General features: G+C 67.2%; 23 protein-coding genes. 12 read left to right on the forward strand and 11 right to left on the reverse strand.

All coding sequences use genetic code 11. The features are described 5' to 3' along the window. Window positions 1-1,007, forward strand: a 1,007-nt coding sequence (locus Q0S71_RS12245; protein ID WP_295995646.1) for a DUF4153 domain-containing protein, incomplete at its 5' end; no start/stop codon positions are given. Window positions 1,008-1,070: 63 nt separating this feature from the next. Here Q0S71_RS12245 and Q0S71_RS12250 read toward each other — a convergent pair. Next, complete coding sequence (locus tag Q0S71_RS12250; RefSeq protein ID WP_295995649.1) at window positions 1,071-2,054, reverse strand: membrane dipeptidase; 984 nt, start codon at window positions 2,052-2,054, stop codon at window positions 1,071-1,073. A 141-nt stretch (window positions 2,055-2,195) separates the two neighbouring features. Here Q0S71_RS12250 and Q0S71_RS12255 point away from each other — a divergent pair, with 141 nt between their 5' ends. After that, window positions 2,196-3,449, forward strand: a complete 1,254-nt coding sequence (locus Q0S71_RS12255) for a DEAD/DEAH box helicase (protein ID WP_295995652.1) — start codon at window positions 2,196-2,198, stop codon at window positions 3,447-3,449. A gap of 22 nt (window positions 3,450-3,471) precedes the next feature. On the opposite strand, the gene Q0S71_RS12260 is transcribed toward Q0S71_RS12255, so the two are convergent. From Q0S71_RS12260 to Q0S71_RS12300, 9 genes are all read right to left on the reverse strand, one after another. Next, a complete protein-coding gene (locus Q0S71_RS12260) occupies window positions 3,472-4,182 on the reverse strand; it encodes a DNA alkylation repair protein (protein ID WP_295995656.1) in 711 nt (236 codons plus the stop codon). Window positions 4,183-4,199: 17 nt separating this feature from the next. After that, the gene (locus Q0S71_RS12265) at window positions 4,200-4,478 is read right to left on the reverse strand and encodes a DUF5655 domain-containing protein (RefSeq protein ID WP_295995661.1); all 279 of its coding nucleotides are present in this window, start codon (window positions 4,476-4,478) and stop codon (window positions 4,200-4,202) included. Window positions 4,479-4,518: 40 nt separating this feature from the next. Further along, window positions 4,519-4,752 (reverse strand): DUF4287 domain-containing protein, encoded by a 234-nt coding sequence (locus Q0S71_RS12270; protein ID WP_295995663.1) that lies wholly within the window; start codon window positions 4,750-4,752, stop codon window positions 4,519-4,521. A 33-nt stretch (window positions 4,753-4,785) separates the two neighbouring features. Then, window positions 4,786-5,457 carry a hypothetical protein gene (locus Q0S71_RS12275; protein ID WP_295995666.1) on the reverse strand — a complete coding sequence of 224 codons (672 nt, stop codon included), beginning with the start codon at window positions 5,455-5,457 and terminating at the stop codon, window positions 4,786-4,788. After that, window positions 5,454-6,443, reverse strand: coding sequence for an MlaD family protein (locus tag Q0S71_RS12280; protein ID WP_295995668.1), 990 nt, complete (start codon window positions 6,441-6,443; stop codon window positions 5,454-5,456). The genes Q0S71_RS12275 and Q0S71_RS12280 overlap by 4 nt, the downstream gene beginning before the upstream one ends. 13 nt (window positions 6,444-6,456) lie before the next feature. Beyond that, the gene (locus Q0S71_RS12285; protein ID WP_295995672.1) at window positions 6,457-7,263 is read right to left on the reverse strand and encodes an ABC transporter permease; all 807 of its coding nucleotides are present in this window, start codon (window positions 7,261-7,263) and stop codon (window positions 6,457-6,459) included. 370 nt (window positions 7,264-7,633) lie between these two features. Beyond that, complete coding sequence (locus Q0S71_RS12290) at window positions 7,634-7,861, reverse strand: hypothetical protein (protein ID WP_295995675.1); 228 nt, start codon at window positions 7,859-7,861, stop codon at window positions 7,634-7,636. Further along, window positions 7,858-8,622, reverse strand: a complete 765-nt coding sequence (locus Q0S71_RS12295; protein WP_295995677.1) for a hypothetical protein — start codon at window positions 8,620-8,622, stop codon at window positions 7,858-7,860. Before Q0S71_RS12295 ends, Q0S71_RS12290 begins: the two co-directional genes overlap by 4 nt. Continuing rightward, window positions 8,623-9,489: a LysR family transcriptional regulator gene (locus tag Q0S71_RS12300; protein ID WP_295995682.1), complete on the reverse strand. Its 867-nt coding sequence runs from the start codon at window positions 9,487-9,489 to the stop codon at window positions 8,623-8,625. It lies immediately after the preceding gene. A 126-nt stretch (window positions 9,490-9,615) separates the two neighbouring features. Between Q0S71_RS12300 and Q0S71_RS12305 the strand changes: the two genes are divergently transcribed. The 6 genes from Q0S71_RS12305 to Q0S71_RS12330 all read left to right on the forward strand — a co-directional run bounded on the left by Q0S71_RS12305 (window position 9,616) and on the right by Q0S71_RS12330 (window position 16,527). Next, window positions 9,616-11,022, forward strand: a complete 1,407-nt coding sequence (locus tag Q0S71_RS12305) for an MFS transporter (RefSeq protein WP_295995686.1) — start codon at window positions 9,616-9,618, stop codon at window positions 11,020-11,022. 224 nt (window positions 11,023-11,246) lie between these two features. After that, the gene (locus Q0S71_RS12310) at window positions 11,247-14,102 is read left to right on the forward strand and encodes a pitrilysin family protein (protein WP_295995688.1); all 2,856 of its coding nucleotides are present in this window, start codon (window positions 11,247-11,249) and stop codon (window positions 14,100-14,102) included. 67 nt (window positions 14,103-14,169) lie between these two features. Beyond that, window positions 14,170-14,370 (forward strand): hypothetical protein, encoded by a 201-nt coding sequence (locus Q0S71_RS12315; protein ID WP_295995691.1) that lies wholly within the window; start codon window positions 14,170-14,172, stop codon window positions 14,368-14,370. A 95-nt stretch (window positions 14,371-14,465) separates the two neighbouring features. Next, complete coding sequence (locus Q0S71_RS12320; RefSeq protein ID WP_295995693.1) at window positions 14,466-15,404, forward strand: sulfurtransferase; 939 nt, start codon at window positions 14,466-14,468, stop codon at window positions 15,402-15,404. 106 nt (window positions 15,405-15,510) lie between these two features. Further along, window positions 15,511-16,050, forward strand: coding sequence for an SRPBCC family protein (locus Q0S71_RS12325; protein ID WP_295995696.1), 540 nt, complete (start codon window positions 15,511-15,513; stop codon window positions 16,048-16,050). A gap of 39 nt (window positions 16,051-16,089) precedes the next feature. Continuing rightward, entirely contained in the window at window positions 16,090-16,527 is a 438-nt protein-coding gene (locus Q0S71_RS12330; RefSeq protein ID WP_295995699.1) for a hypothetical protein, read from the forward strand. 16 nt (window positions 16,528-16,543) lie between these two features. Here Q0S71_RS12330 and Q0S71_RS12335 read toward each other — a convergent pair whose 3' ends face one another. Then, window positions 16,544-17,590, reverse strand: a complete 1,047-nt coding sequence (locus Q0S71_RS12335) for an AraC family transcriptional regulator (RefSeq protein WP_295995701.1) — start codon at window positions 17,588-17,590, stop codon at window positions 16,544-16,546. Window positions 17,591-17,701: 111 nt separating this feature from the next. On the opposite strand from Q0S71_RS12335, the gene Q0S71_RS12340 reads away from it, so the two are divergent. The 4 genes from Q0S71_RS12340 to Q0S71_RS12355 all read left to right on the forward strand — a co-directional run bounded on the left by Q0S71_RS12340 (window position 17,702) and on the right by Q0S71_RS12355 (window position 23,625). Beyond that, the gene (locus Q0S71_RS12340; protein ID WP_295995704.1) at window positions 17,702-19,318 is read left to right on the forward strand and encodes an FAD-binding oxidoreductase; all 1,617 of its coding nucleotides are present in this window, start codon (window positions 17,702-17,704) and stop codon (window positions 19,316-19,318) included. Next, window positions 19,315-20,916 carry a glycerol-3-phosphate dehydrogenase/oxidase gene (locus Q0S71_RS12345; RefSeq protein ID WP_295995707.1) on the forward strand — a complete coding sequence of 534 codons (1,602 nt, stop codon included), beginning with the start codon at window positions 19,315-19,317 and terminating at the stop codon, window positions 20,914-20,916. Before Q0S71_RS12340 ends, Q0S71_RS12345 begins: the two co-directional genes overlap by 4 nt. 17 nt (window positions 20,917-20,933) lie before the next feature. Further along, window positions 20,934-22,514: an FGGY-family carbohydrate kinase gene (locus Q0S71_RS12350; RefSeq protein WP_295995789.1), complete on the forward strand. Its 1,581-nt coding sequence runs from the start codon at window positions 20,934-20,936 to the stop codon at window positions 22,512-22,514. 178 nt (window positions 22,515-22,692) lie between these two features. Continuing rightward, window positions 22,693-23,625: a substrate-binding domain-containing protein gene (locus tag Q0S71_RS12355; RefSeq protein WP_295995710.1), complete on the forward strand. Its 933-nt coding sequence runs from the start codon at window positions 22,693-22,695 to the stop codon at window positions 23,623-23,625. Window positions 23,626-23,637 lie beyond the last annotated feature (12 nt).

A 23,637-nucleotide genomic window follows, 5' to 3' on the forward strand; every position in this document is an offset into this window, starting at 1 on the left:
TGCTGATCAACGCGGCCTTCCAGAACGGCGCGGCGGCGGCCGGCGTGGCGCCCGTGGTGCGCTGGTGCGCGCGCGCCGCCGCCGTGCTGCTGCTGCCGCTGACGGCCATCGCGATCTACGCGCTGGCGTTGCGGGTCGGCGACTACGGCTGGACCTCGGAGCGCGTCATCGGCGCTGCCTGCCTGCTGGTGGCCAGCTGCTACGCGGCCGGCTATGCCTGGGCGGCGTCGCGCATGGACGGCTGGCTGGCGACGGTGGCCCCGGTCAACGTGGCCACCGCGCTGGTCACGCTGGCGGTGCTGCTGGCGCTCTTTACGCCGCTGGCCGATCCGGCGCGGCTGTCCGTCAACGACCAGGTGGCGCGCCTGGCCAGCGGCGCCGTATCGGCCGCCAAATTCGACTTCACCTATTTGAAATTCGACGGCGCCCGTTACGGCCGCGCCGCGCTGGAGCAGCTGCAAGCGAGCGCGCAGGGACCGGACGCGGATCGCATCCGTAAAAGCGCCGCGCTGGCGTTGAAGCAAAGCAGCCGCCAGCAAAATGAAATGGCGTCCGCCGCCGACATCGACGTCGGCGCCAACCTGACCGTGTGGCCGACCGGGACGGCGCTGCCGGCCTCCCTGCTGCGGCAGGAGTGGCGCGGCGGCGAGCGCACCTTCGCGCTGCCTTCCTGCCTGACGCAGCGCGGCCGAAGTTGCGACGCCTTCGTCATCGATTTCAATCTCGACGCCGAACCGGAAGTGCTGCTGATGCAGGCCGGCGAAGTGCCGGTGGTGCTGGGCCAGGCGGGGGCGGAGCGCAAATGGACGGTGATCGGCACGCTGCCCTACGGCGTCGTATCGTGCGCGCCCTTGCTGGCGCAGCTGAAGGCCGGCCAATTCCATTTGATCGCGCCGCGCTCGCAGGATTTGCAGGTGGCCGGCCAGCGCATCCCCGTCGTTGCCGGCGAACTGCGGACCGACTTCTGCGCCGCCATCAAGGCCGAGACCAAACCGCCGCCGCAGTGACGTGGCGCGGTCGGCGCCGGCCGCTTCCCTGAAACCGCGCCCGCGCCTGTCAGGTGTGCGCCGTCACGGCGCAGGCGCGCGGCCCGCGCCCCACACCCGCTGCGCCACGCGCATCATGTTGCGGCCCAGGACCAGCTCCACTTCCGCCGCGCTCATGCCGGTGCGGCGCAGCGCCGCGTTCAGTTCGCGCCACACGGACGGCGGCGTGAACGTCGGCGGACTGGCCGCGTCGTAGCCGGCGGCGGCCGGCCACCAGTGGGAAGGGTCGAAATCGCCCGGCGGCGTGTCGTCCAGCTCCTTTTGCTGGAAGCAGATATCGAGTCCGATGCCGGCGTGCTCGATGCCGGCCAGGTCGGCGATGTAGGCGGCGTGGCGGGCCACGTCGTCGGCGTCCGGCTGCGCGCTGCCGAGGAACCACGACAGGCCGGACACGCAGACCACGCCGCCGGTCGCGGCGCAGGCCAGTATCTGCTCGTCGCTGACGTTGCGGCCGTGCCGCACCAGCGCATACGGATTGGCGTGGCTGAAGATCACCGGCTGCGCCGACGCCTGCATGATATCGAGGCTGCAGCGGCGTCCCGTGTGCGAGCAGTCCATCAGCATGCCGGCGGCATTGACCGCTTCGACCATGTTGCGGCCCAGCGCCGTCAGGCCGCGCGCCTCGTCGTGGCAGCCGTCGGCGACGCTGTTGTTGCGGTTGTAGGCGAAGTGGATCTGGCGCACGCCCAGCTGCGCATACAGCGCCACCATGTGCGGCTGGTCCAGCAGCGGCATGGCGCCTTCGAGGTCGAAGCTGAGCGCCATGCGGCCGGCGGCGGCCGCGCCGACGATGGCGTCGACGCTGTCGACCAGCACGTAGTGCTCGGGATGGGCGGCGATGGTGGCGCGGTAGCCGGCGATCACCGACATCACCTGCGACAGCGGATTCATGTCGGCGCCGACGTTGATCGACACGTAGTTGACGCCGGCCGCGTGCAGCTGGCGGATCGGCGCGAAGTCGGCCTGCGGGTGCTGCGGCAGGCAGACGTGGGCGTCCCAGTGGATCATCGTTTTTCTCTCCCGTCCTGAAAAAACCATAGTCCCACGATTTCGCGGCGCTGTGCAAGCCCGGGCCGCGTCAATTGCGCTGCGCGCGCGGCGCCTGCTTTATACTGGCGGAAAATTCACCGCTTACCACTAAAGGCCATCATGTCATTTTCCTCACTGGGCCTGTCCGCCACCCTCGTCAACGCCGTCGCCGCCATCGGTTACACCGAGCCGACCGCGATCCAGCGCGCCGCCATCCCCGCCATCCTGCGCGGCGAGGACGTGCTGGGCGCGGCCCAAACCGGCTCCGGCAAAACCGCCGCCTTCGCGCTGCCGCTGCTGCAATCGCTGCTCGACAACCGCGACGGCCCGCGCCAGCTGCATGGCCTGATCCTGGTGCCGACGCGCGAACTGGCGGCCCAGGTGGGCGAATCGATCCGCAAACTGGCGCAGCATATGTCGATGACGGTCAAGGTCTGCATCGTCTTCGGCGGCGTCTCGATCAACCCGCAGATGATGGCGCTGCGCGGCGGCGCCGACATCGTCGTCGCCACGCCGGGCCGCCTGCTCGACCTGATCGACCACAACGCGCTGAAGATTTCGCGCGTGGCCATGCTGGTGCTGGACGAGGCGGACCGCTTGCTCGACCTGGGCTTCAGCGCGGAGCTGGGCCGCATCATGGAACTGCTGCCGGCGCAGCGCCAGAACCTGTTCTTTTCGGCCACCTTCCCGCCGGCGGTGCAGGCGCTGGCCGACCGCATGCTGCATCAGCCGGCGCGCATCGAGGTGCTGTCGGAGCCGCTCAGCAAGCCCGATATCGCACAGCGCGCCATCCACGTCGACGTGGCCCGCCGCACGCAGCTGCTCAAGTACCTGATACTGGTCAACGACTGGAGCCGGGTGCTGGTGTTCGTCGCCACCAAATACGCGGCCGAACATGTGGCCGACAAACTGCGCCGCAACGGCATCGACGCCGGCGCCTTCCACGGTGAATTCAGCCAGGGCGCGCGCACCGAAGTGCTGGGCGATTTCAAGGCCAGCCGCCTGCGCGTGCTGGTCGCCACCGACGTCGCCGCGCGCGGCATCGACATCGCGCGCCTGCCGGTGGTGGTCAACTACGACTTGCCGCGGTCGGCCGTCGACTACACGCACCGCATCGGCCGCACCGGCCGCGCCGGCGAAAGCGGCGTGGCGGTCAGCTTCATCAGCGCCGACACCGAGGCCCACTTCCGGCTGATCGAAAAGCGTCAGGACTTCCTGCTGCCGCGCGAGCAGGTCGCCGGTTTCGAGATGCTCGAAACGCTGGCGCCGCCGGCCCCCGATTCGGTGACGGACCTCGTCAACGGCGGCATCAAGGGCAAGCGCAAGAGCAAGAAGGACAAGCTGCGCGAAGCGGCCGCCGTCGCCGGCGAATAAGCGTGCCGCGCCGGACCGCCCGCTAGCACTTGGTGGTCTTGCGCTTCTTGCCGATGGCGCCGCGCTTCTGCACCTTCGCGATGGCGTCCGCCGCCGACGACAGCACGGCCTTGCCGCCGCCGTCGTCGGCGCCGGCGACCGGCCCGATGGTGGCCGCCGTTTGCAGCGCCAGCTCCGTCAGCGGCTGCACGTAGCTGCCGACGGCGACGACAAAACCGTTCATCGTATGGCGCACGCGCGGCGCCTGCTGGTGGATGGTCTGCTGCACGCGCTGCAGCAGTTTTTTCAGTTCCGGCAGATCGAGATCGGCGTCGTCCTTGATGGACAGCAGGCCGCCCAGCGCGACCCAGCCGGACGCCGCCACGCTTTCCTCGGCCGAGTCTATCCACGCCAGTCCCAGTTCGCGGTCGTGCAGGCTTTCCGCCGCCACCCAGGGCACGGTGTACTCGCCTATCATCACGCAGCGCGACGTGGCGACCCAATGTTCCAGCTCCGCCTTGCTCATCTTGACGTCGTCGGCGACCAGGCCGGCCAGGTACATGGCATCGTAAATGCCGGTGTCGCACAGGTCGAGCGCCAGCTGGTGGTTCTTTTTGACCTGCTTCTGGATTTTTTTCAGCTCCTCGATTTTCACGCCGAACACCGGCTCGGCGGCGCCGTGCTTGAGCAGGATGTTCTTGTACGAGTCCTGGCCCAGGGCCTTCAACTGCTGCACTATCTCCGTTGCGTTCATCGTCATCCTCCTCAAGGTTAGCGTGCGGCCGCGTAAGCTTGCGTGATCCATAGTTCGATTTCGGCGTCGATCTGGTCCATGCTCTCCAGTTTCACGCGGTGCGTGAACATGGCGTTGAAACTGCCCGACGCTTCCAGCCGGCCTTCGGCCGCGCGTCCCGGCAGGATCAGGCCCAGATCGAGGCGCGTCTTCGTGTTCGGTTGCAGCAGTGCGAACTGCTTGCGCGCGCGCAGGCTGACGTTGGATTTTTTCGGCGCGATTTCCACGTCCGGTCCCAGCGTCGCCGCGTAGGCCACGATGCGTTCGTAGAGCGGTCGCAGATGCTGCTTGCCGCCCTCAAAAAGGCCGGCGACGGGATCGTTGTCCGAGCGCGGATCGGCCGCCTCCAGCGCGCGCTTGGCGATCTGGTTTGGCGTAGCCGTGCGACAGGCCGTGCGCCGATTTCATCCACGCCACCATCTGGCCATGCTTCTCCAGATTTTCGGCCCGCACCAGCGCCACCCAGCCGCTCACCGAGCGGCCGGTTTGCGTTTCGATATTGCGCTCGAATGTGGCGACGGCGTCTTCCACTTTTCCCATATGATCCTCAGCTTTGATCGTGGTTCAGCGCTGGTCCGACACCAGCGCGATGCGGCGCTGGATGCGCTGCGCTTCCTGGACGTCGCCGGCTTGTTCGGCGCGCATCGCCTGCACGCCCAGCCACGCCAGCAGCGGCCGGCGCCAGCCCTGTTCCGACGCCGCGTTGACGGCGCCGGCCAGCACCTCGGGACTGGCGCGGCCGGCGCGCAGCAGCACGCCCGAGGCCACCAGTTTCGACAGCGGATCGGCGATCGCCTGCACCGCGGCGGCGGCGGCGGCGTCCGACGCGGCGGCGGCGACGGCTTGCTGCGCCGCCGGCAGCAGCGGCGCCTCCAGCGCCGTCGCCTTGCCGGCCAGATAGGCGGCGTAGGCGCGGTCGGCCGGCGCCGCGTCCTGCGTCAAGGCGGTGAAGCCGGCGCAGTCTTCGAACACCAGCGCGGCGACCCGGCTGGCGCAGCGGATCAGCTCCGCGCGTATCACCAGATCGATCTTGCCGGTGCTGGCCAGCTCCCCGCGCGCGCGCTGGAATTCGGCTTTCTCGACCAGCGCATTGCCGCTCATGTAGGCGGCCGTCGAACGTTCGATGGAACTCTGCGCCGTCATCTGCCAGTCCGGCTGCGGCGGATTGTTGGCGCAGCCGGCCAGCAGCGTCGCGGCGGCCGCCAGCGATATCGTATAAACGGTTTTCATCGTCATGGCAGTTTGATCTCCGTGTCGTGTTTGAACGGCCACTTGCGATTGATTTCGTTGACCAGCTGTTCGACGTGGCGCAGGCTGCTTTCCACCTCGGCGCGCAGGGAACCCAGGTCGGCGCTGGCTTCCCTGGCGTTGGCGCCGACGGCTTGCGCCTCGATCAGCACGGCGTCCATTTTTTTCAGACTGGCGCGGGCGTCGGCCAGCAGGCCGTTGAGCTGCACCACGGTGGCTTGGGTGTCGCTCATCACGCCGCCCTTGCCGAACACGCGCTGGTCGGCGTTGCCGACCAGGTTATCGGTCTTGTGCGCGAGCTCGTTCATCGTCACCATCAGCGCGTTGGCGCGGGCCAGCAGCTTCTGGGTTTCCTTGTCGTCGCCGGCGATCAGGCCCATGGCGCCGGCCGGTCCGTTCAATTTGCCGGTCACGCCTTCGACGTTGTGCAAGCTGACCTCCAGCGCCGAATCGGCCGCCGTCAGGTTGCTCAGGTTTTGCAGCAAGTCCTTGGCGGCCGACAGCAGGTGCGGAATTTCGGCGCCGGCGTCGCCGACCAGCAGCGCGCGGGCGGCGCCGTCGGGCAGCGGCGCATCGGTCGGCAGGCCGGTGAAGGCGCGCAGCTTGGCGCCGCCCACCAGGCCGCGTTCGAGCGTGAAGATGCTCGACACGCGCAGCCAGTGCGCGTCCTTGCGCGGCACGTCGACCAGCACGCGGGCCTTGCCGTCGGCACCGAGTTCGATGCTGCGCACGCGGCCGATGGGGAAGCCGGCGAAGGTCACGTCCATGCCGACCGAGACGCCGTCCGAATCGTCGGCCTGCAGCACCAGCCGCTGCGTCGACTCGAAGGCGCCGCGCGCGTACATCAGGTACAGCACGGAGCCGATCACCAGCACGAACATCAATATCAGCAGCAGCGCGGCCTTCAATTCGGCGTTGCGCACCGGCGGCGGTGGCGGCGCCACGGTGGCGGGAGGGGAGGTGGTGTCTGTCATGGTATGCGTTCGCTTAGTAGTAATTGCCCATCAAGGATGCGACCTCGATCAGCAGGATGACGGAAAACAGGCGCAGCATGTCCGACAGGCCGTGGGTGGCGCGCAGCCGGCCGGCGCCGCCGTCGAAGTAGGACGACGCCATCGGGATCAGGCCGACGGCGATGCTGAAGAAGATCACCTTCATCGCCAGGATCAGCACCACGCTGGGATCGAACACCTGGCCGACCACGCGCGTGTAGCCTTGCAGCGCCCACGGCGTGAAGCCGTACAGCGACAGGTAGGCCAGCACCAGCGCCAGCACGCAGCTGACGGCGGCCAGCAGCCACACGGCGAACATGCCGGCGGCCACGCGCGGGAAAAATTCGCCGCGCAGCAGCGCGGCGCTGCTGACCGTGGCGGCCGGCAGCGCGCCGTCGGCGCCGCGCTGTAGCGCGAATTCGAAGCCGGCCGGCAGGGTGCTGCGCAGCGCGACGAACAGCGCGGCCGTCAGCGGTATCAATTCCAGCACCAGCACCCGCACCACCATTTCGAGCGCGAAGCGCGACAGGCCGTAGCTGAGCGCCGTGACGACGACGATGCGGATCAGCACCAGGCTGACCAGCGCCGACAGCACGGTGAACCACAGCAGATTGGGCGCGGTGCCGGCGACCAGATGGCGCGCCAGCGCGGGGCGGTGGCGGCGGTCGTAGCTCGACGGCGTGAGCGCGGTCGCGATGATGAGAACGGAGAAGTGGAACAAACGCCACCAGGTGCCCAGCCAGGCCGCGACCGAGCGATGCAGGCGCCGCAGCGCGGGTAAAAGAGATGCTTGTGAAATCATATTGCTATATTACCGGACTAATTGCTTATTGCATAAGTGTAAGCTGTTGAAAATGCTCACATTATTTTTAGGTCATCAAATTTTGAGGTCGCAGTCTATGGGAATCGAGGCTGGCGCACTGTTCGCCGCCGTTTTTTCGTGGCTGACGCATGCTACTGGCCTGCGACGGAAGATCACAAATAGGCGCCGCAACTTTGGAATTGCCGTTCAGCTCTCGTCGCGGTGCCCATGGGCGGGGAGGGTGGTGCAATCCGACGTGGGAGAATGCTCTCCGTTTATGTCATGTGCCGATTGCAAAAAGCCCACGACTGTGGACCCGTTTTCGGTTCAATGTGAGCCGGAGTGCAAATAAAGGAACACTACAAAAAAATCAGCACGAAGCGGTTTTTTTAGCGTTCGGCTTCATGATTTTTTGTCGCGGCTTGACGAAAAATGCCCGTGCGATTGGCGCCTTTATCGTGACTTTTTTCACCATTGCATCGCTAGCGTCGGGCATCTCTACCGCCCCGGCTTCGCCGCCTGCCGTAATTCGAACCTTGAGGGCCTCCGGAGAAATAGGCTTTAAAATTTTCCCGCCGCCATATTTTATTGTTTTCACAACAAATCCTCCTTATTAATCACCGTCCCCAGTTGTCGCATAGACCAGCTGTCGAGGGCGGAAACATCGAACTCCATGATACACCCCGCTCCATGCTTTTCCCAAAGCTGGTAGTTATTCGAGTCATACAAATCCGAAATTCTCAAGCTCCCAGTAGCGGTAGAGAGGCCGGCGGCTACTAGCTCATCGTGCATTTTCTTCATGACGTCCGGCTCAATAACCGCGTCATAACCTAACTTGGGCCATACAATCCAGCCGACATCAGGGCGATTGGCCGCATTGGCGACGATTTTCGTAAATTCCAAATCATGGGCCGCCGCTGCCTCAACCGCCAGGCAAGCCCGGCCAATACCCTGCTGGCGGAACTCTTTTTTCAAATAAAATTGAGCGTTATGCATGACGAGGTAGAACTCTCCGCTTGGTATGACCAAAATCTCCCTGAGCATGGGTTTCTCAAGTATGTCGTGCGTTACGCTTAGCACGATCGCGTCCGCCTCTCCCCATGCGGTTTGCACAGAGGATGCAATTGTTACGGTGAGCGTAGAGCCATCGAAGGCTCCGGCAAGCTCCCATAGTCTGCCGGAGATGTCTTCCTCGCCGATGAAAATTGGCAGGGAATTCATCGTATCCACGAGCGCGACATCGCCGGTGAAATTTATCGCGAGCAAGGCATTCTCCTGGAGTGACATTTTTGCCAACATCTTATCAAGATGGTTTTTGCAAAGCTTGCGATAAACACCGGCAAATGTCCGGATCCCCATCTATTTGTCCGGGACCGATTCCGTGATGGCGTCGGCCACGGCGCGCACGCGCGCGCTGCGGTTCAAATCCTCGTGCATCACCAGATAGACTTCATACTGCTCGCCGCGGTCGGGCCAGATGCGCGTCAGCCGCGCGTCGCCGTCGACCATGTGGCAGGGCAGTTCGCCTATGCCTATGCCCTCGCGCACGGCCTGCTGCATGATGATGCCGCTGGTGACTTCGAGCGCCACGCGGGCGTTGGCGATCGATTCGCCGCACAGCTTTTCGGCGTGGCGCGGCGCTTCGCTGCTCTGGTAGCGCACCACGTCGTGGCCGGCCATGCCGGTGTCGCGCTGCGGTTCGCCGCGTTCGCGCAGATAGGCGGGCGATGCGTACAAACCCATGAAGCGCCTGGTCAGCCGGCGCGAAATCAGGTCCGGGCTGGTCGGCCGCAGCGTGCGCACGGCCAGGTCGCTTTCGCGCCGCGTCAGGCTGGAGATCTGGTTCGAGGTGCTCAGCATGACGCGGATTTCCGGGTGGCGCACATGCAGCCGCTGCATCGCGGCGACGACGAAGTTGAGCGCCATCGTGTCGGACGTGGCCACCCGCACCACGCCGGACAGGCGGTTGTCGATGCCCTGCATTTCGCGCTGCAACTGGTCGGCCGCCCGCTCCATCAGCTCGGCGGCCGTCAGCGCCAGTTCGCCGGCCGGCGTGGCCACATAGCCCGACGGCGTGCGCAGGAACAGCCGCGCGCCCAGCGACGTTTCCAGCGCGGCCAGCCGGCGGCCGACCGTCGCCTGGTCGATGTTCAGCAGGCTGGCGGCGCCGCGCAGCGTGCCGGCGCGGTAAATGGCGAGAAAAATGCGGGCATTGTCCCAATCCATGCGGTCTCCGGCGGTTTATATAGTCAAATGCATTTTTGCATCAGTCTGCCGATGTTATGCGTATTTACTGCATCAGGCAAGCCCACTACCATGGATGCCAACGCTACTCTCATACAGGTAACCATCATGTCCCATCCCTCCCTGCGCGCCACACCCACTGCCGCGCCCGAGCCGGCGGCGGCCGTCGTCCCCGGCGCGCTGGTGCTGCTGACGCTCGCCATCGGTTTCGTCATGGCGATGATAGACCTCACCGCCGTCAATACCGCCCTGTCCGACATTTCCCTAAGCCTGGCCGTGCCGCTCACCGGCCTGGTATGGGTGGTCGACGGCTACACGCTGACCTTCGCCGCGCTGCTGCTGGCCGGCGGCGCGCTGGCCGACCGCTACGGCCCCAAGAACGTCTACCAGGGCGGCCTGGGCCTGTTCCTGCTGGCCTCCGTGCTGTGCGCGGTGGCGCCGAGCGGCGCCGCGCTGATCGCGGCGCGGCTGCTGCAAGGCGTCGGTGCGGCGCTGTTCATGCCCAGTTCACTGGCCCTGCTGACCCACGTCTATCAGGACGCCAAAGTGCGGGCCCGCATGCTGGGCACCTGGTCGGCCATCGTCGGCGGTTCGTCGACCATCGGCCCGCTGATCGGCGGCCTGCTGGTGCACCAATTCGGCTGGCGCAGCGTGTTCTGGATCAATGTGCCGATCGGCCTGCTGGGCATCGTGCTGACGCAGGTGCTGGTGCCGGCCGCGCCGCGCCATGAACGCGGCTTGTCGATGTTCAGCCATGCGCTGGGCGTGGCGGCGCTGGCCTCGCTCAGCTTCGTGCTGATCGAAGGCCCGTCGCTGGGCTGGGGTTCGGTGGCGGTGCTGAGCGCGATCGCCTGCGCCATCGCCACCGTCACCGTGCTGGTGCGGCGCGAGCGCAGCGGCTCGCACCCGCTGCTGCCGCACGCGCTGCTGGTGACGCACGGTTTCGGCGCCGCCAACGGCCTCGGTTTCCTGGTCAATTTCGCCGCCTTCGGCCAGCTGTTTTTACTGAGCCTGTTCCTGCAACAGTCGACCGGCGCCGACGCGCTGCACACCGGCCTCAAACTGCTGCCGATGATGGCGTCGTTCATGGTGGGCAATATGCTGTCGGGCCGGATTTCGGCCCGCATCGGCCTGCGCCTGCCGCTGTTGTACGGCACCGGCGGCGGCTTGCTGATGGCCTTGCTGCTGCTGAACCTGACGCCGGCGACGCCGTATCTGCTGCTGGTGGCGGGCGTGATCGTGATGAACGTGGCGGTCGGCATCGCGATACCGGCGATGACGGCGACCGTGATGCAGGTGGCCGGCAGGACCCACGCCAGCAGCGCGGCGGCGGCGCTGAACGCCAACCGCCAGATCGGCGCGCTGGTCGGCGTGGCGCTGATGGGCACCGTGCTGCACCTGGTGCCGGCATGGTCGATGCGGCTGCCGGTGGCATTCGCCATGGTCGCGGCGGCGTATGCGCTGGCCTGGGTGCTGGTCTACCGCTACATCAAACTGGCGCAGCCGGCGGCCTGACTTCGGGGGCAAGACCGGGGCGGACCCCGCCAAGTTGCGGCGACTGCGGCCACCGCGCCCATGCGGGATCCGCCCCCGATTTGCCGCCCCCGATTTCGCGCACGCCGATGCGGCCGGCCGCGCGCTCACCGCTATCGCCATGCCCCGTTCGCGGACGCGGCGAATTTATCCCGAATCCGGAAAATGGGTGTACTGTAGCGCATCGCCACCTTTCACTTGCCCTGATGACTATCCGATCTCTGCGTGTTATTTCCGCCGCGGCCATGCTGGCCTGCGCCGTCCTGGCCCATGCCGATACCGTCGATTACCAAGCAAGCGACCAACTGCCGGTGTCGCCGCAAGTGAAGGTCGGCAAGCTGGCCAACGGACTGACTTACTATATTCAAAAGAACGGCAAGCCGGCGCAAAAGGTCGAGTTGCGCCTGGTCGTCAAGGCCGGCTCGATACTGGAAGATGAAGACCAGCGCGGCCTGGCCCACTTCACCGAGCACATGGCCTTCAACGGCTCGACCCATTTCAAGCGCAATGAGCTGATCTCCTACCTGGAATCGATAGGCGTGAAATTCGGCGCCGACCTCAATGCCTACACCGGTTTCGACGAGACGGTCTACATGCTGCCGATACCGACCGACAAAAAGGAGAATCTCGAAAAAGGCTTCGAGGTGCTGGAAGACTGGGCCCACGGCCTGTCCTTCACCGACGCCGATATCGACAGCGAACGCGCCATCGTCATGGAAGAACTGCGGCGCGGCAAAGGCGCCGACGACCGCGTCAACAAGGTGCTGCTGCCGAAATTGTTGAACGGTTCGCGCTACGCCGAGCGTCTGCCGATCGGCAAGGAAGAGATCATCCTGCACTTCCCCCACGACGCGATCCGCCGCTTTTACCGCGACTGGTACCGGCCGGACCTGATGGCGGTGATCGTCGTCGGCGACGTCGATCCGGCGCAGGCCGAGCGCCTCGTCGAAAGCCATTTCGGCGGCCTGAAAAATCCCGAGCAGGAGCGCCCGCGCGAGTACGCGGCCATCCCGGAGCGCACCCACTCCGAGGGCGTGGTCGTCACCGACAAGGAGGCGGGCGCCAACGTCGCCTATATCCGCTACCCCATCCTGGCCCACACCGACGCCAACACCTATGGTCAGTACCGCCACGATCTGATCGAAAGCCTGTACAGCGCGATGCTGAGCCAGCGCATGGCCGAGCTGACGCAGCAAGCCGAACCGCCCTTCATCCAGGGCGGCAGCAGCATGGGGCAGGTGGCGCACGGCTACCGCTCGTTCAGCGCCGGCGCCGTCGTCGGCAAGGGCGGCCCCGCGCCGGCGCTGGCCGCGCTGGTGCAGGAAGACGAACGCGCGCGCCAATTCGGCTTCACCGCGCCGGAACTGGAGCGCGCCAAGAAAACCATGCTGCGCAGTTATGAGCGCATGTACAAGGAGCGCGACAAATCCGATTCGGCCGAGTATGTCGGCGAATACCAGCGCAGCTTCCTCGACCAGGAACCCATCCCCGGCATCGAGAACGAATACCGCTACGTGAACCAGATGGTGCCGGGCATTTCGCTGGAGGAGGTCAACGCCGCCGTCAAGCTGGCGATACCGGCCAACGAGAAAAAACTGGTGGTCTACACCGGCTCGGACCACGGCGACACGCCGCTGCCGACGCCGGCCGCGCTGCTGGCCGGCGTCGACGCGGCCGAGCAGATGACGGTGCAGGCGCACGAGGAAAAGGCGTACGGCAGCACGCTGATGGCGCACGCGCCCAAGGCCGGCCGCATCGTCAAGCAAAGCCGGGACGCGGCGCTGGGACTGACCACGCTCACGCTGGGCAACGGCGTCAAGGTGGTGCTCAAGCCCACCGACTTCAAGAACGACCAGGTGATGCTGAGCGGCTCGCGCTTCGGCGGCCAGTCGCTGTACGGCCAGCAGGACATGTTCAACGCGCGCTACGCCAGCGCCATCGCCGGCCAGATGGGCCTCGGTGCGTACTCGCCGACGGATTTGCAGAAGGTCCTGGCCGGCAAGACGGTCGGCGTATCGGCCTCGCTGTCGCTGCTGTCGGAGGGACTGTCGGGCGGCTCCGGCAGCGCCGACGTGGAAACCATGCTGCAACTGGTCTACCTTGAATTCACGGCGCCGCGCAAGGATACGGCGCTGTACGATTCCTTCATCGGCAAGCAGCGCGAGCTGGCGCGCAATGCGCTGTCGCGGCCCGAGGCCGTGTTCAACGACGAATACTACGCCACGCTGTACAACAACAATCCGCGCGTGGCGAAGGTGCCGCGGCCGGAGGATTTCGACCAGGTGGGACTGGACCGCGCCTTCGACATCTACCGCGACCGCATGTCCAGCGCCAGGGACTTCACCTTCTTCATCGTCGGCAGCTTCGACGTCGACAAAATCAAGCCGCTGCTGGCGACCTACCTGGGCAGCCTGCCGGTGGGCGCGATTCCGGTCGCCTACAAGGACCTGGGCGTGCGGCCGGTGCGCGGCGTCGTCAAGAAGGAAGTGAACAAGGGCTCGGAGGCCAAGGCCACGGTGTCGCTGACCTTCAGCGGCGACGCGCGGTTCTCGGACGCCGAGCGCCTGCGTTTGCAATTCCTGGTCGAGGTCTTGAACATCAAGCTGATTGAATCGCTGCGCGAGCAGAAAGGCTTGATCTACAGCGGCGGCGCCAGCGGATCGGTGAGCAAGCTGCCGTACGAGAGCTATATGGTCGGCATCACGCTGCCGTGCGCGCCGGAGAATGTCGACAAGGTGGTCGCCGCCACGCTGGCGGAAATCGCCAAGCTCAAGGAAGACGGCCCGGCGCTGGCGGACCTGAACAAGGTCAAGGCCAACTGGCAGGAAAACCACCTGAAGGTGGTGCGCGAAAACGGTTACTGGCTGGGCCAGCTGCAATCGGCGCAGATCAACGGCACCGACCCGAAAGCCTTGCTGACGGTGGCCAGGCGGGTCGACGCGCTGACGCCGGCCGACCTACAAGCGGCCGCGCGGCGCTACTTCGACACCGACAATTATCTGCAGATGGTGCTGGCGCCCGAGAAGCCGGCGGCGCCGCCGGCGCAAGCCGGCGCGCAGTGAGCATGGCCAAAACTGCTACACTGTGGGCCGTACCGAACACGTATCAACGAATCGCAAGAGGCAGTTTATGGCAAAGAAAAAAGAAGAGCTGGATCAGGAAACGCTGGATCTGATTAACTGGTGCATCGAAGTCGAAGGCTTCCTGGTCATCGGCGGCGCCACCCAAGAGCAGGCGCAGGAACACATAGAAGAGCAGGTCGAGTGGTTCACCGACCAGTTTTACGACGGCCTGACGCCGGAGCAGGCGGCCAAGGAAGCGCTGGCCTGACAGGGGGAATGGCGCGCAAGCGGCCGGCGGCGCGCGCCATCGCTTAGAATAGCGCCTTCCGCATATGCGGCGCCGCCCGCCCGATGAAGCCTCACTTGTCCGATCACGTAGTCGTTTCCGATTTCCGCCCGGACCTGGTCCGCTGGCGCCAGCTCGTCACGCCCGCGTGGCTGGCGGCGCTGATCGCCGGCGACGCGGTCGATGCGGCCCCGCCCCCCGGCTGGCGGCTGTTCGAAGCCGGCTGCGCCGGCGCCGGGCTGTTCGAGCAAGCCCACATTCCCGGCGCCGCCTACCTGGACACCCGCCAGCTGGAGCAGGAACCCTTATGGAATAAGGTCTCCGACGAGGCGCTGCTGCAACTGCTGCTGGCGCGCGGCGTGCACCACGATACCTGCGTCATCCTCTACGGCCGCAACAACCTGGCCGCCGCGCGCGCCGCCCACCTGCTGCTGTACGCCGGCGTGCGCGACGTGCGCCTGCTCGACGGCGGCTATCCGCTGTGGCGCGCCGGCGGCCACGCCTGCGAACAGGGGCCGGCGCCCGCCAGCGCTCCCACCGCCGATTTCGGCGCGGCCTTCCCCGCGCATCCCGAATACATGCTCGATACGGCGCAGGTGCGGGCATTGCTGCAACAACCGGGCGACGTCCTGGTCAGCATCCGCACGTGGAATGAATTTACCGGCAGGGTTTCGGGGTATAGTTATATCGATGGCAAGGGCGATATCCCGGGCGCGCGCTGGGGCCGGGCCGGCGCGGACGGTGACGTCAACAGCATGAGCGCCTACCAGCGCGCCGACGGCAGCATGAAGCAGGCCGCCGAGATCCGCCGCCAGTGGTTGTCGGCCGGCATCGGCGCCAGCGGCGACCGGCGCCAGCGCACGGCCTTTTACTGCGGCACCGGCTGGCGCGCGTCGCTGGCGTTTTTCTACGCGTGGCTGATGGACTGGCCGCACATCAGCGTCTACGACGGCGGCTGGTGCGAATGGAGCCGCGATCCGGCCAACCCGGTGGTGCGCCGCTGCGACGCGATGTAAGGCGCCCGGCCGCGCCGATTCCAGTGTGGTCCGATTCGCGCCGTCAAAAAACATGCTAGGCTAAACGACGAGAGCCGAACGAGAGCCAACGTCACCGGGAGTGTCCATGTTCAAAAAAATCGCCCTGTCAGTTGTGGTGCTGGTCTTGCTGGTGCTGGCCTACGCCGCCACGCGTCCCGACAGTTATCGGGTGCAGCGCAGCGTCGCCATCAAGGCGCCGCCGGCCGCGGTCATGGCGCTCATCAGCGACTTCCACCAGTGGCCCCTGTGGTCGCCGTGGGAAAAACTGGACCCCGCGATGACGCGCACCTACGGCGGCGCCCCCAGGGACATGGGCGCGGTCTACAGCTGGAGCGGCAACGACAAGGTGGGCGCCGGCCGCATGGAAATCACCGGCATGAACGCGGCCAGCAACGTCACGATCAAGCTCGATTTCCTGCGCCCGTTCGAGTCGCACAACGTCACCGAATTCGTGTTGGCGCCGGACGGCGAGACGACCACCGTGACGTGGGCCATGTATGGCCCGAGTTCCTACCTGACGAAGCTGATGAGTCTCGTCGCCAGCATGGACAGCATGATAGGCGGCGACTTCGAGCGCGGCCTGGCCAGGCTGAAGGCCGCCGCCGAACAGGGCGCGCATATATAGTGGGTGTAGTGAGTGGCTGCTTATTTTGTGGAGGTCGTCATGAAATGTCTGACTCTGCTGGCGTCGGCGGTCGCCGTCCTGGCCTTCAGCGCGCAGGCCGGTGCCAAGCCGCCCAAGCTGCGCCAGGACCATCCGGTGGTCGGCATCTGGAGCCTGACGGTGCCCAACACCGTCTGCCACGAAATCTACCGCATCCGCGACGATGGCACCAGCATCGTCACCAGCTCGCAGGAAGTGGCCGAATCCGAATTCCAGATCGCCGACCAGCCCGACAAGCTGGGCTTCTACAAGGAAGTCGACACCATCGTCAAGGACAACGGCAAACACGATTGCAGCGGCGACGTGACCGAAGTGGGGCGCGCCGTCACCAGTTACCTGCTGTTCCATCCGTCCGGCGACATGTTCCTGATGTGCCTCGACCACGACACCAAGCGCTGCATCGGACCGTTCGTGCGCGTCAAGGGCGCGGACACCTGATGGCAGCCGCGATACATCAGCCGCGATACGCGCCCGGATTCACGCCGGCCCACATGCGGAAGGCGTGATTGAAGGCGCTCTGCTCCTGGTAGCCGAGCAGGAACGCGATGTCGACCAGGCTCAATTCACCCTGCCGCAGATAATCCTGCGCCAGCGCGAAGCGGGTCTGGTCGAGCACCTGCTGGAAGGTGGCGCCGGCGTCGCTCAGCTTGCGCTGCAAGGTGCGCGGCGACAGATGGAGCTCCTCGGCGATCGCCGCCAGCCGCACCTGTCCCTGCGCCAGATTGCGCGCGATGGCCGCCCGCACCTGCTGCGCGATATCGGCGTCGGCCCGCGTGCGCGTCTTCAGCAACTGCTCGGCGTGCTGGCGCAGCACCGGATATAAACCGACATCGGCGTTCGGCACCGGCCACGCCAGCATCCGCGCATCGAAGCTGGCCACATTGGCCGGCGCGTCGAAGCGCGGCAGGGCGCCGAGCACGCGCTCATATTCCATATGGGCCGCTTGATGGTCGGCTTGGTCGGCGGCGCCGCCGTCGTGCGTCAGCGCCAGCCGCGCCGGCGGCAGCACCGCGCCGGCCAGCCAGTTGCCGAACACGCGGATGCCGGCGAAGACGCTGTCGGCCAGGTGGCGCCGCGCGGCCGGGTAGTGACTGTGCCAGCTGTAATGGGCCACGCCGTCGGCCACCCGCAGCGAGGAGCGGCCCAGGTCATGCGCCAGCTGCTCGTAGCGCATGGTCTGTTCCAGCGCCTGGCCGAAATCGCGGCAGCTCAATAAAATCAGGCCGTAGACGCTGTAGGTGCCCAGCTTGACGCGCTCGCCCACGTGCAGCCCGAAGTGGGCGTCGCCCGTCAGCGCGGCGCCGACGTCGAGCAGGCGCACGTAGTCGTCGGCCGGCAGCGTGTCGGGCAGCGGCGAGAGCGCGCCGGCGGCCAGCGCGGCGGCGCGTTCCAGATCGGCCGCCGTCACGCCGCGCGCCGCCGCCGCTTCCAGCAGCGGTTGCAGATAGGAGCCGGCCACGCGGCCGCCGCGCGCTGGCGCGTCAGGTGGCGGGGATGGCATGATAGAACAAGGCGATTGGCATAAAAACGCAATACCGGAAAAGGGATGTATCTTATTGTCGTGTCATCGAGACAGGTGCGCGCCACAGTATAACAACGCAGACAGGAAACCATGAGACGCTGGAACGGCTGGGGTGACGACACCATCAATTTTGAACTCAACGCCGATGCGCTGGCGTTTCTGGCGCAGCGCGTCGGCGCCGGCAGGCCGGTCGCCGACGCGCCGTTCGACGCGGCCTGCGCGCAGCTCGCGGCCACGCGCCTGCCGGCGCACCGCCTGATCGTCACCGACGCGCCGACGCGGCTGCGCAACGCCCTCGGTCAAAGCCTGCCGGACTGGCTGCGCCTGCGCTACGGCGTGATCGGAACGGCGCCCGACGGCGTGGCCTTCCCCGAAAGCGCGGCCGAGGTGCGCGAGTTGCTGGCCTACGCGCAGCATCATGACGTGGCGCTGATCCCGCACGGCGGCGGCACCAGCGTGGCCGGCCACCTGACGGCGCCGGCCGGCGCGCGGCCGGTGCTGGCGGTGAACATGACGCGGCTGCGCGCCATGAGCAGCCTCGATCCGCAAGCGCAGCTGGCCACCTTCGGCGCCGGCGTTTTCGGCCCCGACCTGGAAGCGCAGCTGCGCGCCCACGGCTACACGCTGGGCCACTTTCCGCAGTCGTTCGAATATTCGACGCTGGGCGGCTGGATCGTCACGCGTTCGTCCGGCCAGCAGTCGCTGCGTTATGGACGCATCGAGCGCCTGTTCGCCGGCGGCGTGGTCGAGGCGCCGGCCGGCACGCTGGCGCTGCCCACCTTTCCCGCGTCCGCCGCCGGCACCGACCTGCGCGAAATGGTGCTCGGTTCGGAAGGCCGGCTCGGCTTCCTCACGGAAGCGACGGTGCGCGTCACGCCGCTGCCGGAATATGAAGCCTTCCACGCCGTCTTCTTCCCCGACTGGGCGCGGGCCGAGGCGGCGGTGCGCGCCGTGGTGCAGGGCGGATTGACGCCGTCGCTGTCGATGCTGCGGCTGTCGAATCCACTAGAGACGGCGACCATGCTGGCGCTGGCCGGCCACCAGAAGCTGATCGCGGCGCTGGAAACGTGGTTGCGCTGGCGCGGCTGCGGCGAGGGAAAATGCATGCTGATGATAGGCGTGAGCGGCCGCAAGGCCGCCGCCCGGGCCGCGCTGTCCGACGCGCTGGCGCTGGCGCGGCCGCACGGCGGCGTCCACATCGGCCGCAAGATGGGCGACAAGTGGAAGCAGAACCGCTACCGCAACGTCTACCTGCGCAACGCCGCCTGGGCCCAGGGCTACGCCATCGACACGGTCGAAACGGCGGTCGACTGGCCGCGCGTGACGGCCATGATGGCGGCGCTGGAAACGGCGGCCACGGAGGCGCTGGCGCTGCACGGCGAGCGCGTGCACGCTTACACCCATTTGTCGCACCTGTATGCGCAGGGCGCCAGCGTCTACACCACCTTCGTCTACCGGCTGGCCGGGAACTATGAGCAGGACCTGGCGCGCTGGCGCGGCCTGAAGCGCGCCGTCAGCGAGGCCATCGTCGCCAACGGCGGCACCATCAGCCACCAGCACGGCGTCGGCAGCGACCACGCGCCGTACCTGGCGGCGGAGAAGGGCGAGTTGGGCATCGGCGCCATGCGCGCGCTGTTCCGCCATTTCGACCCGCAGGCGATCATGAATCCCGGCACGCTGCTGCCGGCCGAAAGCGCGCCGTCGTGAGCGCGCCGTGGCATCGCGGCGGCCGCGAAGAACTGCCGCAATTGCTGGCGCGCGAGTGGGACGTGATCGTCATCGGCGGCGGCATCACCGGCGCCGGCATCTTGCTGGAGGCGGCGCGGCGCGGCCTGAAAACGCTGCTGGTCGAGCAGCGCGATTTCGCCTGGGGCACGTCGAGCCGCTCATCGAAGCTGGTGCACGGCGGCTTGCGCTATCTGAAGGAGGGCAAGTTCGGGCTCACGCGCGTGTCCGTGCGCGAGCGCGAACATCTGCTGCGCGAGGCGGCCGGCCTGGTCGAGCCGCAGAGCTTCGCCTTCGGCGATTACGAAGGCCGCAAGCCGGGCCGCCGCATGTTCCTGCTTGGCCTGGCGATCTACGACCGGATGGCGGGCCAGCGCGCGCGCCACTATTTCAGCCGCGACGACTTCATGGCGCTGGCGCCCAACATCGCGACCGCGCGGCTCAATGGCGGCATGTGCTACACCGACGCCAAGACCGATGATGCGCGGCTGGTGCTGCGCGTGTTGCAGGAGGCGCGCACGCACGGCGGCGTGGCCGTCAACTACATGGGCGTGGAAACGCTGCTGCGCGATGGCGGCGAAGGAGAAGCCGATGCGGGCGCGGTCTGCGGCGTGCTGGTAAAAGATGGCGTCGGCGGCGCCGAATATCGCATCAACGCGCGGCTGGTCGTCAGCGCCACCGGCGCCTGGGCCGGCGGCTTGCGCGGGCAGGGCGGCGCCGGACCGCGATTGCGGCCCCTGCGCGGCAGCCACCTGGTGCTGCCGGCCTGGCGTTTGCCGCTGGCGCAGGCGGTGAGCCTGATGCATCCGGCCGACGGCCGCCCGGTGTTCGCGTTTCCGTGGGAAGGCGTGACGCTGGTCGGCACCACCGACGTCGATCACCGCGCCGGCATGGCGCAGGAGGCGGCCATCACGCGGGCCGAAGTCGACTACCTGATGGCGGCCCTGCACGATCAGTTCCCGCAGCTGGCGTTGAGCGAGGCCGATGTGATTTCATCGTATGCCGGCGTGCGCCCGGTGATCGACAGCGGCGAGAACGACCCGTCCAAGGAGGGCCGCGACCACGCGCTATGGGTCGAGCGCGGACTGCTCACCGTCGCCGGCGGCAAGCTGACCACCTTCCGCGTGATCGCGCTCGACGTGCTGAAACAGGCCGCCGCGCTGCTGCCCGGCTGGCGCGACGCCTTGCGCCCCTTGCCCGTCTTCGCGGCGGCGGCGCCGTTGAAATTCAACCGCAGCCTGTCGTTCAGCCAGGCCGGGCGGCTGCTGGGCCGCTACGGCGCGCAGGCGCAGGCGCTGGTCGACGCTGCGCTGGACGGCGAACTGGACACCATCGCCGGCACCGAAACCGTGTGGGCCCAGTTGCGCTGGGCGGCCCGCTGCGAAGCGGTGCAGCATCTGGAAGACCTGCTGCTGCGCCGCAGCCGCATCGGCTTGCAGCTGCGCGGCGGCGGCGTCGCGATCCTGCCGCGCGTGCGCGCCATCTGCCAGCCGGAGCTGGGCTGGAGCGACCAGCGCTGGGACGCCGAGCAGGCCGCCTACCTGACCCTGTGGCAGTCGCATTACAGCCTGCCCGCCTGATTTCCTTCGACGACACCATGGCCGACCACTCCCCATCCCCCTCCCCATACCTCCTCGCGATCGACAACGGCACCCAGAGCGTGCGCGCGCTGCTGTTCGATTTGAACGGCAATCTCGTGGCGAAAACGCAGGTGCATTTGCAGCCGTATTTTTCCGACCATCCCGGCTGGGCCGAGCATGACGCCGACGGCTACTGGCGCGCCGTGTGCGAGGCGTGCCAGCGGCTGTGGGCCGAGAATCCGCTCGCCAGGGACGCGCTCAAGGGCGTGGCCGTGACCACGCAGCGCGGCACCGTCGTCAACCTGGACTGCGACGGCCGGCCGCTGCGGCCCGCCATCACCTGGCTCGATCAGCGCCGCACCGACCGCGTGCCGCCGCTCGGCCCGTGGTGGCGCGCCGCGTTCAAGCTGGCGCGGGTCGGCGCCACCATCGCCTATTTCCAGCGCGAGGCGGAGATCAACTGGATCGCCGCGCGGCAGCCGGAGATCTGGGCGCGGACCGATAAATTCCTGCTGCTGTCGGGCTTTCTGAACTACCGCCTGTGCGGCCGCCACGTCGATTCCGTCGGCTCGCAAGTGGCCTATCTGCCGTTCGACTACAAGCGCCACCGGTGGGCCGGCGCGCGCGACTGGAAATGGCAGGCGCTGCGCATCACGCGTGAAATGCTGCCCGAGCTGGTCGCGCCGGGCACCGTCATCGGCGCCGTCAGCGCCGCCGCCGCCCAGGCCAGCGGCATCCCGGCCGGCACGCCGTTGGTGGCCGCCGCCGCCGACAAGGCCTGCGAGGTGCTGGGCGCTGGCGCGCTGGCGCCGCACATCGCCTGCATCAGCTACGGCACCACGGCGACCATCAACACCACCAGCCAAAAATATATCGAGGTCACGCCCTTCATTCCGCCGTATCCGGCCGCCATCCCCGGCGCCTACAGCACCGAGGTGCAGATCTTCCGCGGCTACTGGATGGTCAACTGGTTCAAGGAGCAGTTCGGCCACCTGGAGCAGGAGGCGGCCAAGCAGCAGGGCGGCTCGCCCGAGGCGCTGTTCGACGCGCTGCTCGGGCAGGTGCCGCCGGGCGCCATGGGCCTGATGCTGCAACCCTACTGGAGTCCGGGCGTGCGCGTGCCGGGACCGGAGGCCAAGGGCGCGATGATAGGCTTCGGCGACGTGCACACGCGGGCCCACGTCTACCGCGCCATCCTCGAAGGCCTGGCCTACGCGCTGCGCGAAGGCAAGGAGCGCATCGAACAACGCAGCGGCGTGGCGGTGACGGAACTGCGCGTGGCCGGCGGCGGCTCGCAGAGCGACGCGGCGATGCAGCTGACGGCCGACATCTTCGGCCTGCCCGCCGCGCGCGCGCATGTCTACGAAACGTCGGGCCTGGGCGCGGCCATCGCGGCGGCGGTGGGCCTGGGACTGCACGCCGATTTCGCCAGCGCCACGCGGGCCATGACGCGGCCGGGCCGGGTGTTCCAGCCCATCGCCGCCCACCGCGCGATCTACGAGCGGCTGTACCGGCGCGTCTACCTGAAGATGTACCGGCGTTTGCAGCCCATGTATAAGGAAATCGCCGACATCACCGGCTATCCCGAGCGGCTGTAGGCGCGGCGCTGTCGGCGTCGCGCCACGGCGCCCGAATCAGTGCGTGCGCCGCCGGCTAACAGTGGTAGCATGAGAAATAATCCCAATCTAACGTTTACGTGACGCGGGGGACGGATCGTGATTCGTGCTCGATGGTTCTTGATGGCGGCGCTGTGCCTCGGTCTGGCCGCTTGCGACCGTGGCGGCGCCGGGGGGGGGCGATGACCATGGCGGCCATGCCGCCGCCGCCGCGCTGCCGCCGCCGGCGCCGAAAAAAATCGCGCTGGTGCTCAAGACGCTGACCAATCCCTTCTTCATCGATATTGAAAAAGGCGCGCGCCGCGCCGAGCAGGAATTCGGCGTCGTCCTCGAAGTCAAGACCGGCTCCGAGGAAACCGCCGTCGAGCAGCAGATTCAAATTGTCGAAGGCTTCATCGGCGCGCACGTGGATGCGCTGGTGATCGCACCGAGTGATTCGCAGCGGCTGGTGCCGATTCTGAAAAAAGCGCAGAACGCCGGCATCGCCATCGTCAACATCGACAACCGGCTCGACCCCGACGTCATGGCCAGCGAGCATATGGCGGCGCCGCCGTTCATCAGCGTCGACAACGTCGCGGCCAGCTACGCGTCGGTCAAATTGGTCGCCGGCCGGATCAAAAAGCCGGTGCAGGCCGGCCTGATCGAAGGCTTGCCCAACGCCGAAAACGCGCGTTCGCGGCTGACCGGCGCCACCCGCGCCTTCGCCGAAAATCCGAACATCCATCTGGTCGAGCAGGCCAGCGCGCACTGGAAGATCGACGAGGCGCGCGACGTCGCCCAGCGCATGTTCGCGCGCCATCCCGACATCTCCGTGCTCTATTGCGCCAACGACATGATGGCCATCGGCGCCATCCGCTATTTGCAGGACAGCGGCCGCAAAGGCGTGACCGTGATCGGCTACGACGCCATCGACGAGGCCCGCGTGGCCATCAAGTCCGGCCTGATGACGGTCAGCGTCGACCAACAGGCCGGCCAGCAGGGCTACCAGGGCGTGGCGCTGGCCGTGCGCGCGCTCAAGGGCGAGAAGCTGCCGCCGGTGACGCTGATCGAGGCCCGGCTGGTGACCGCCGCCACGCTGGCCGCGCCGCGATAGCCGGGCCGCGCA

Origin of the sequence: Rugamonas sp. (assembly GCF_025354735.1) — a bacterium.
Classification (GTDB): Bacteria; Pseudomonadota; Gammaproteobacteria; order Burkholderiales; family Burkholderiaceae_D; genus Rugamonas.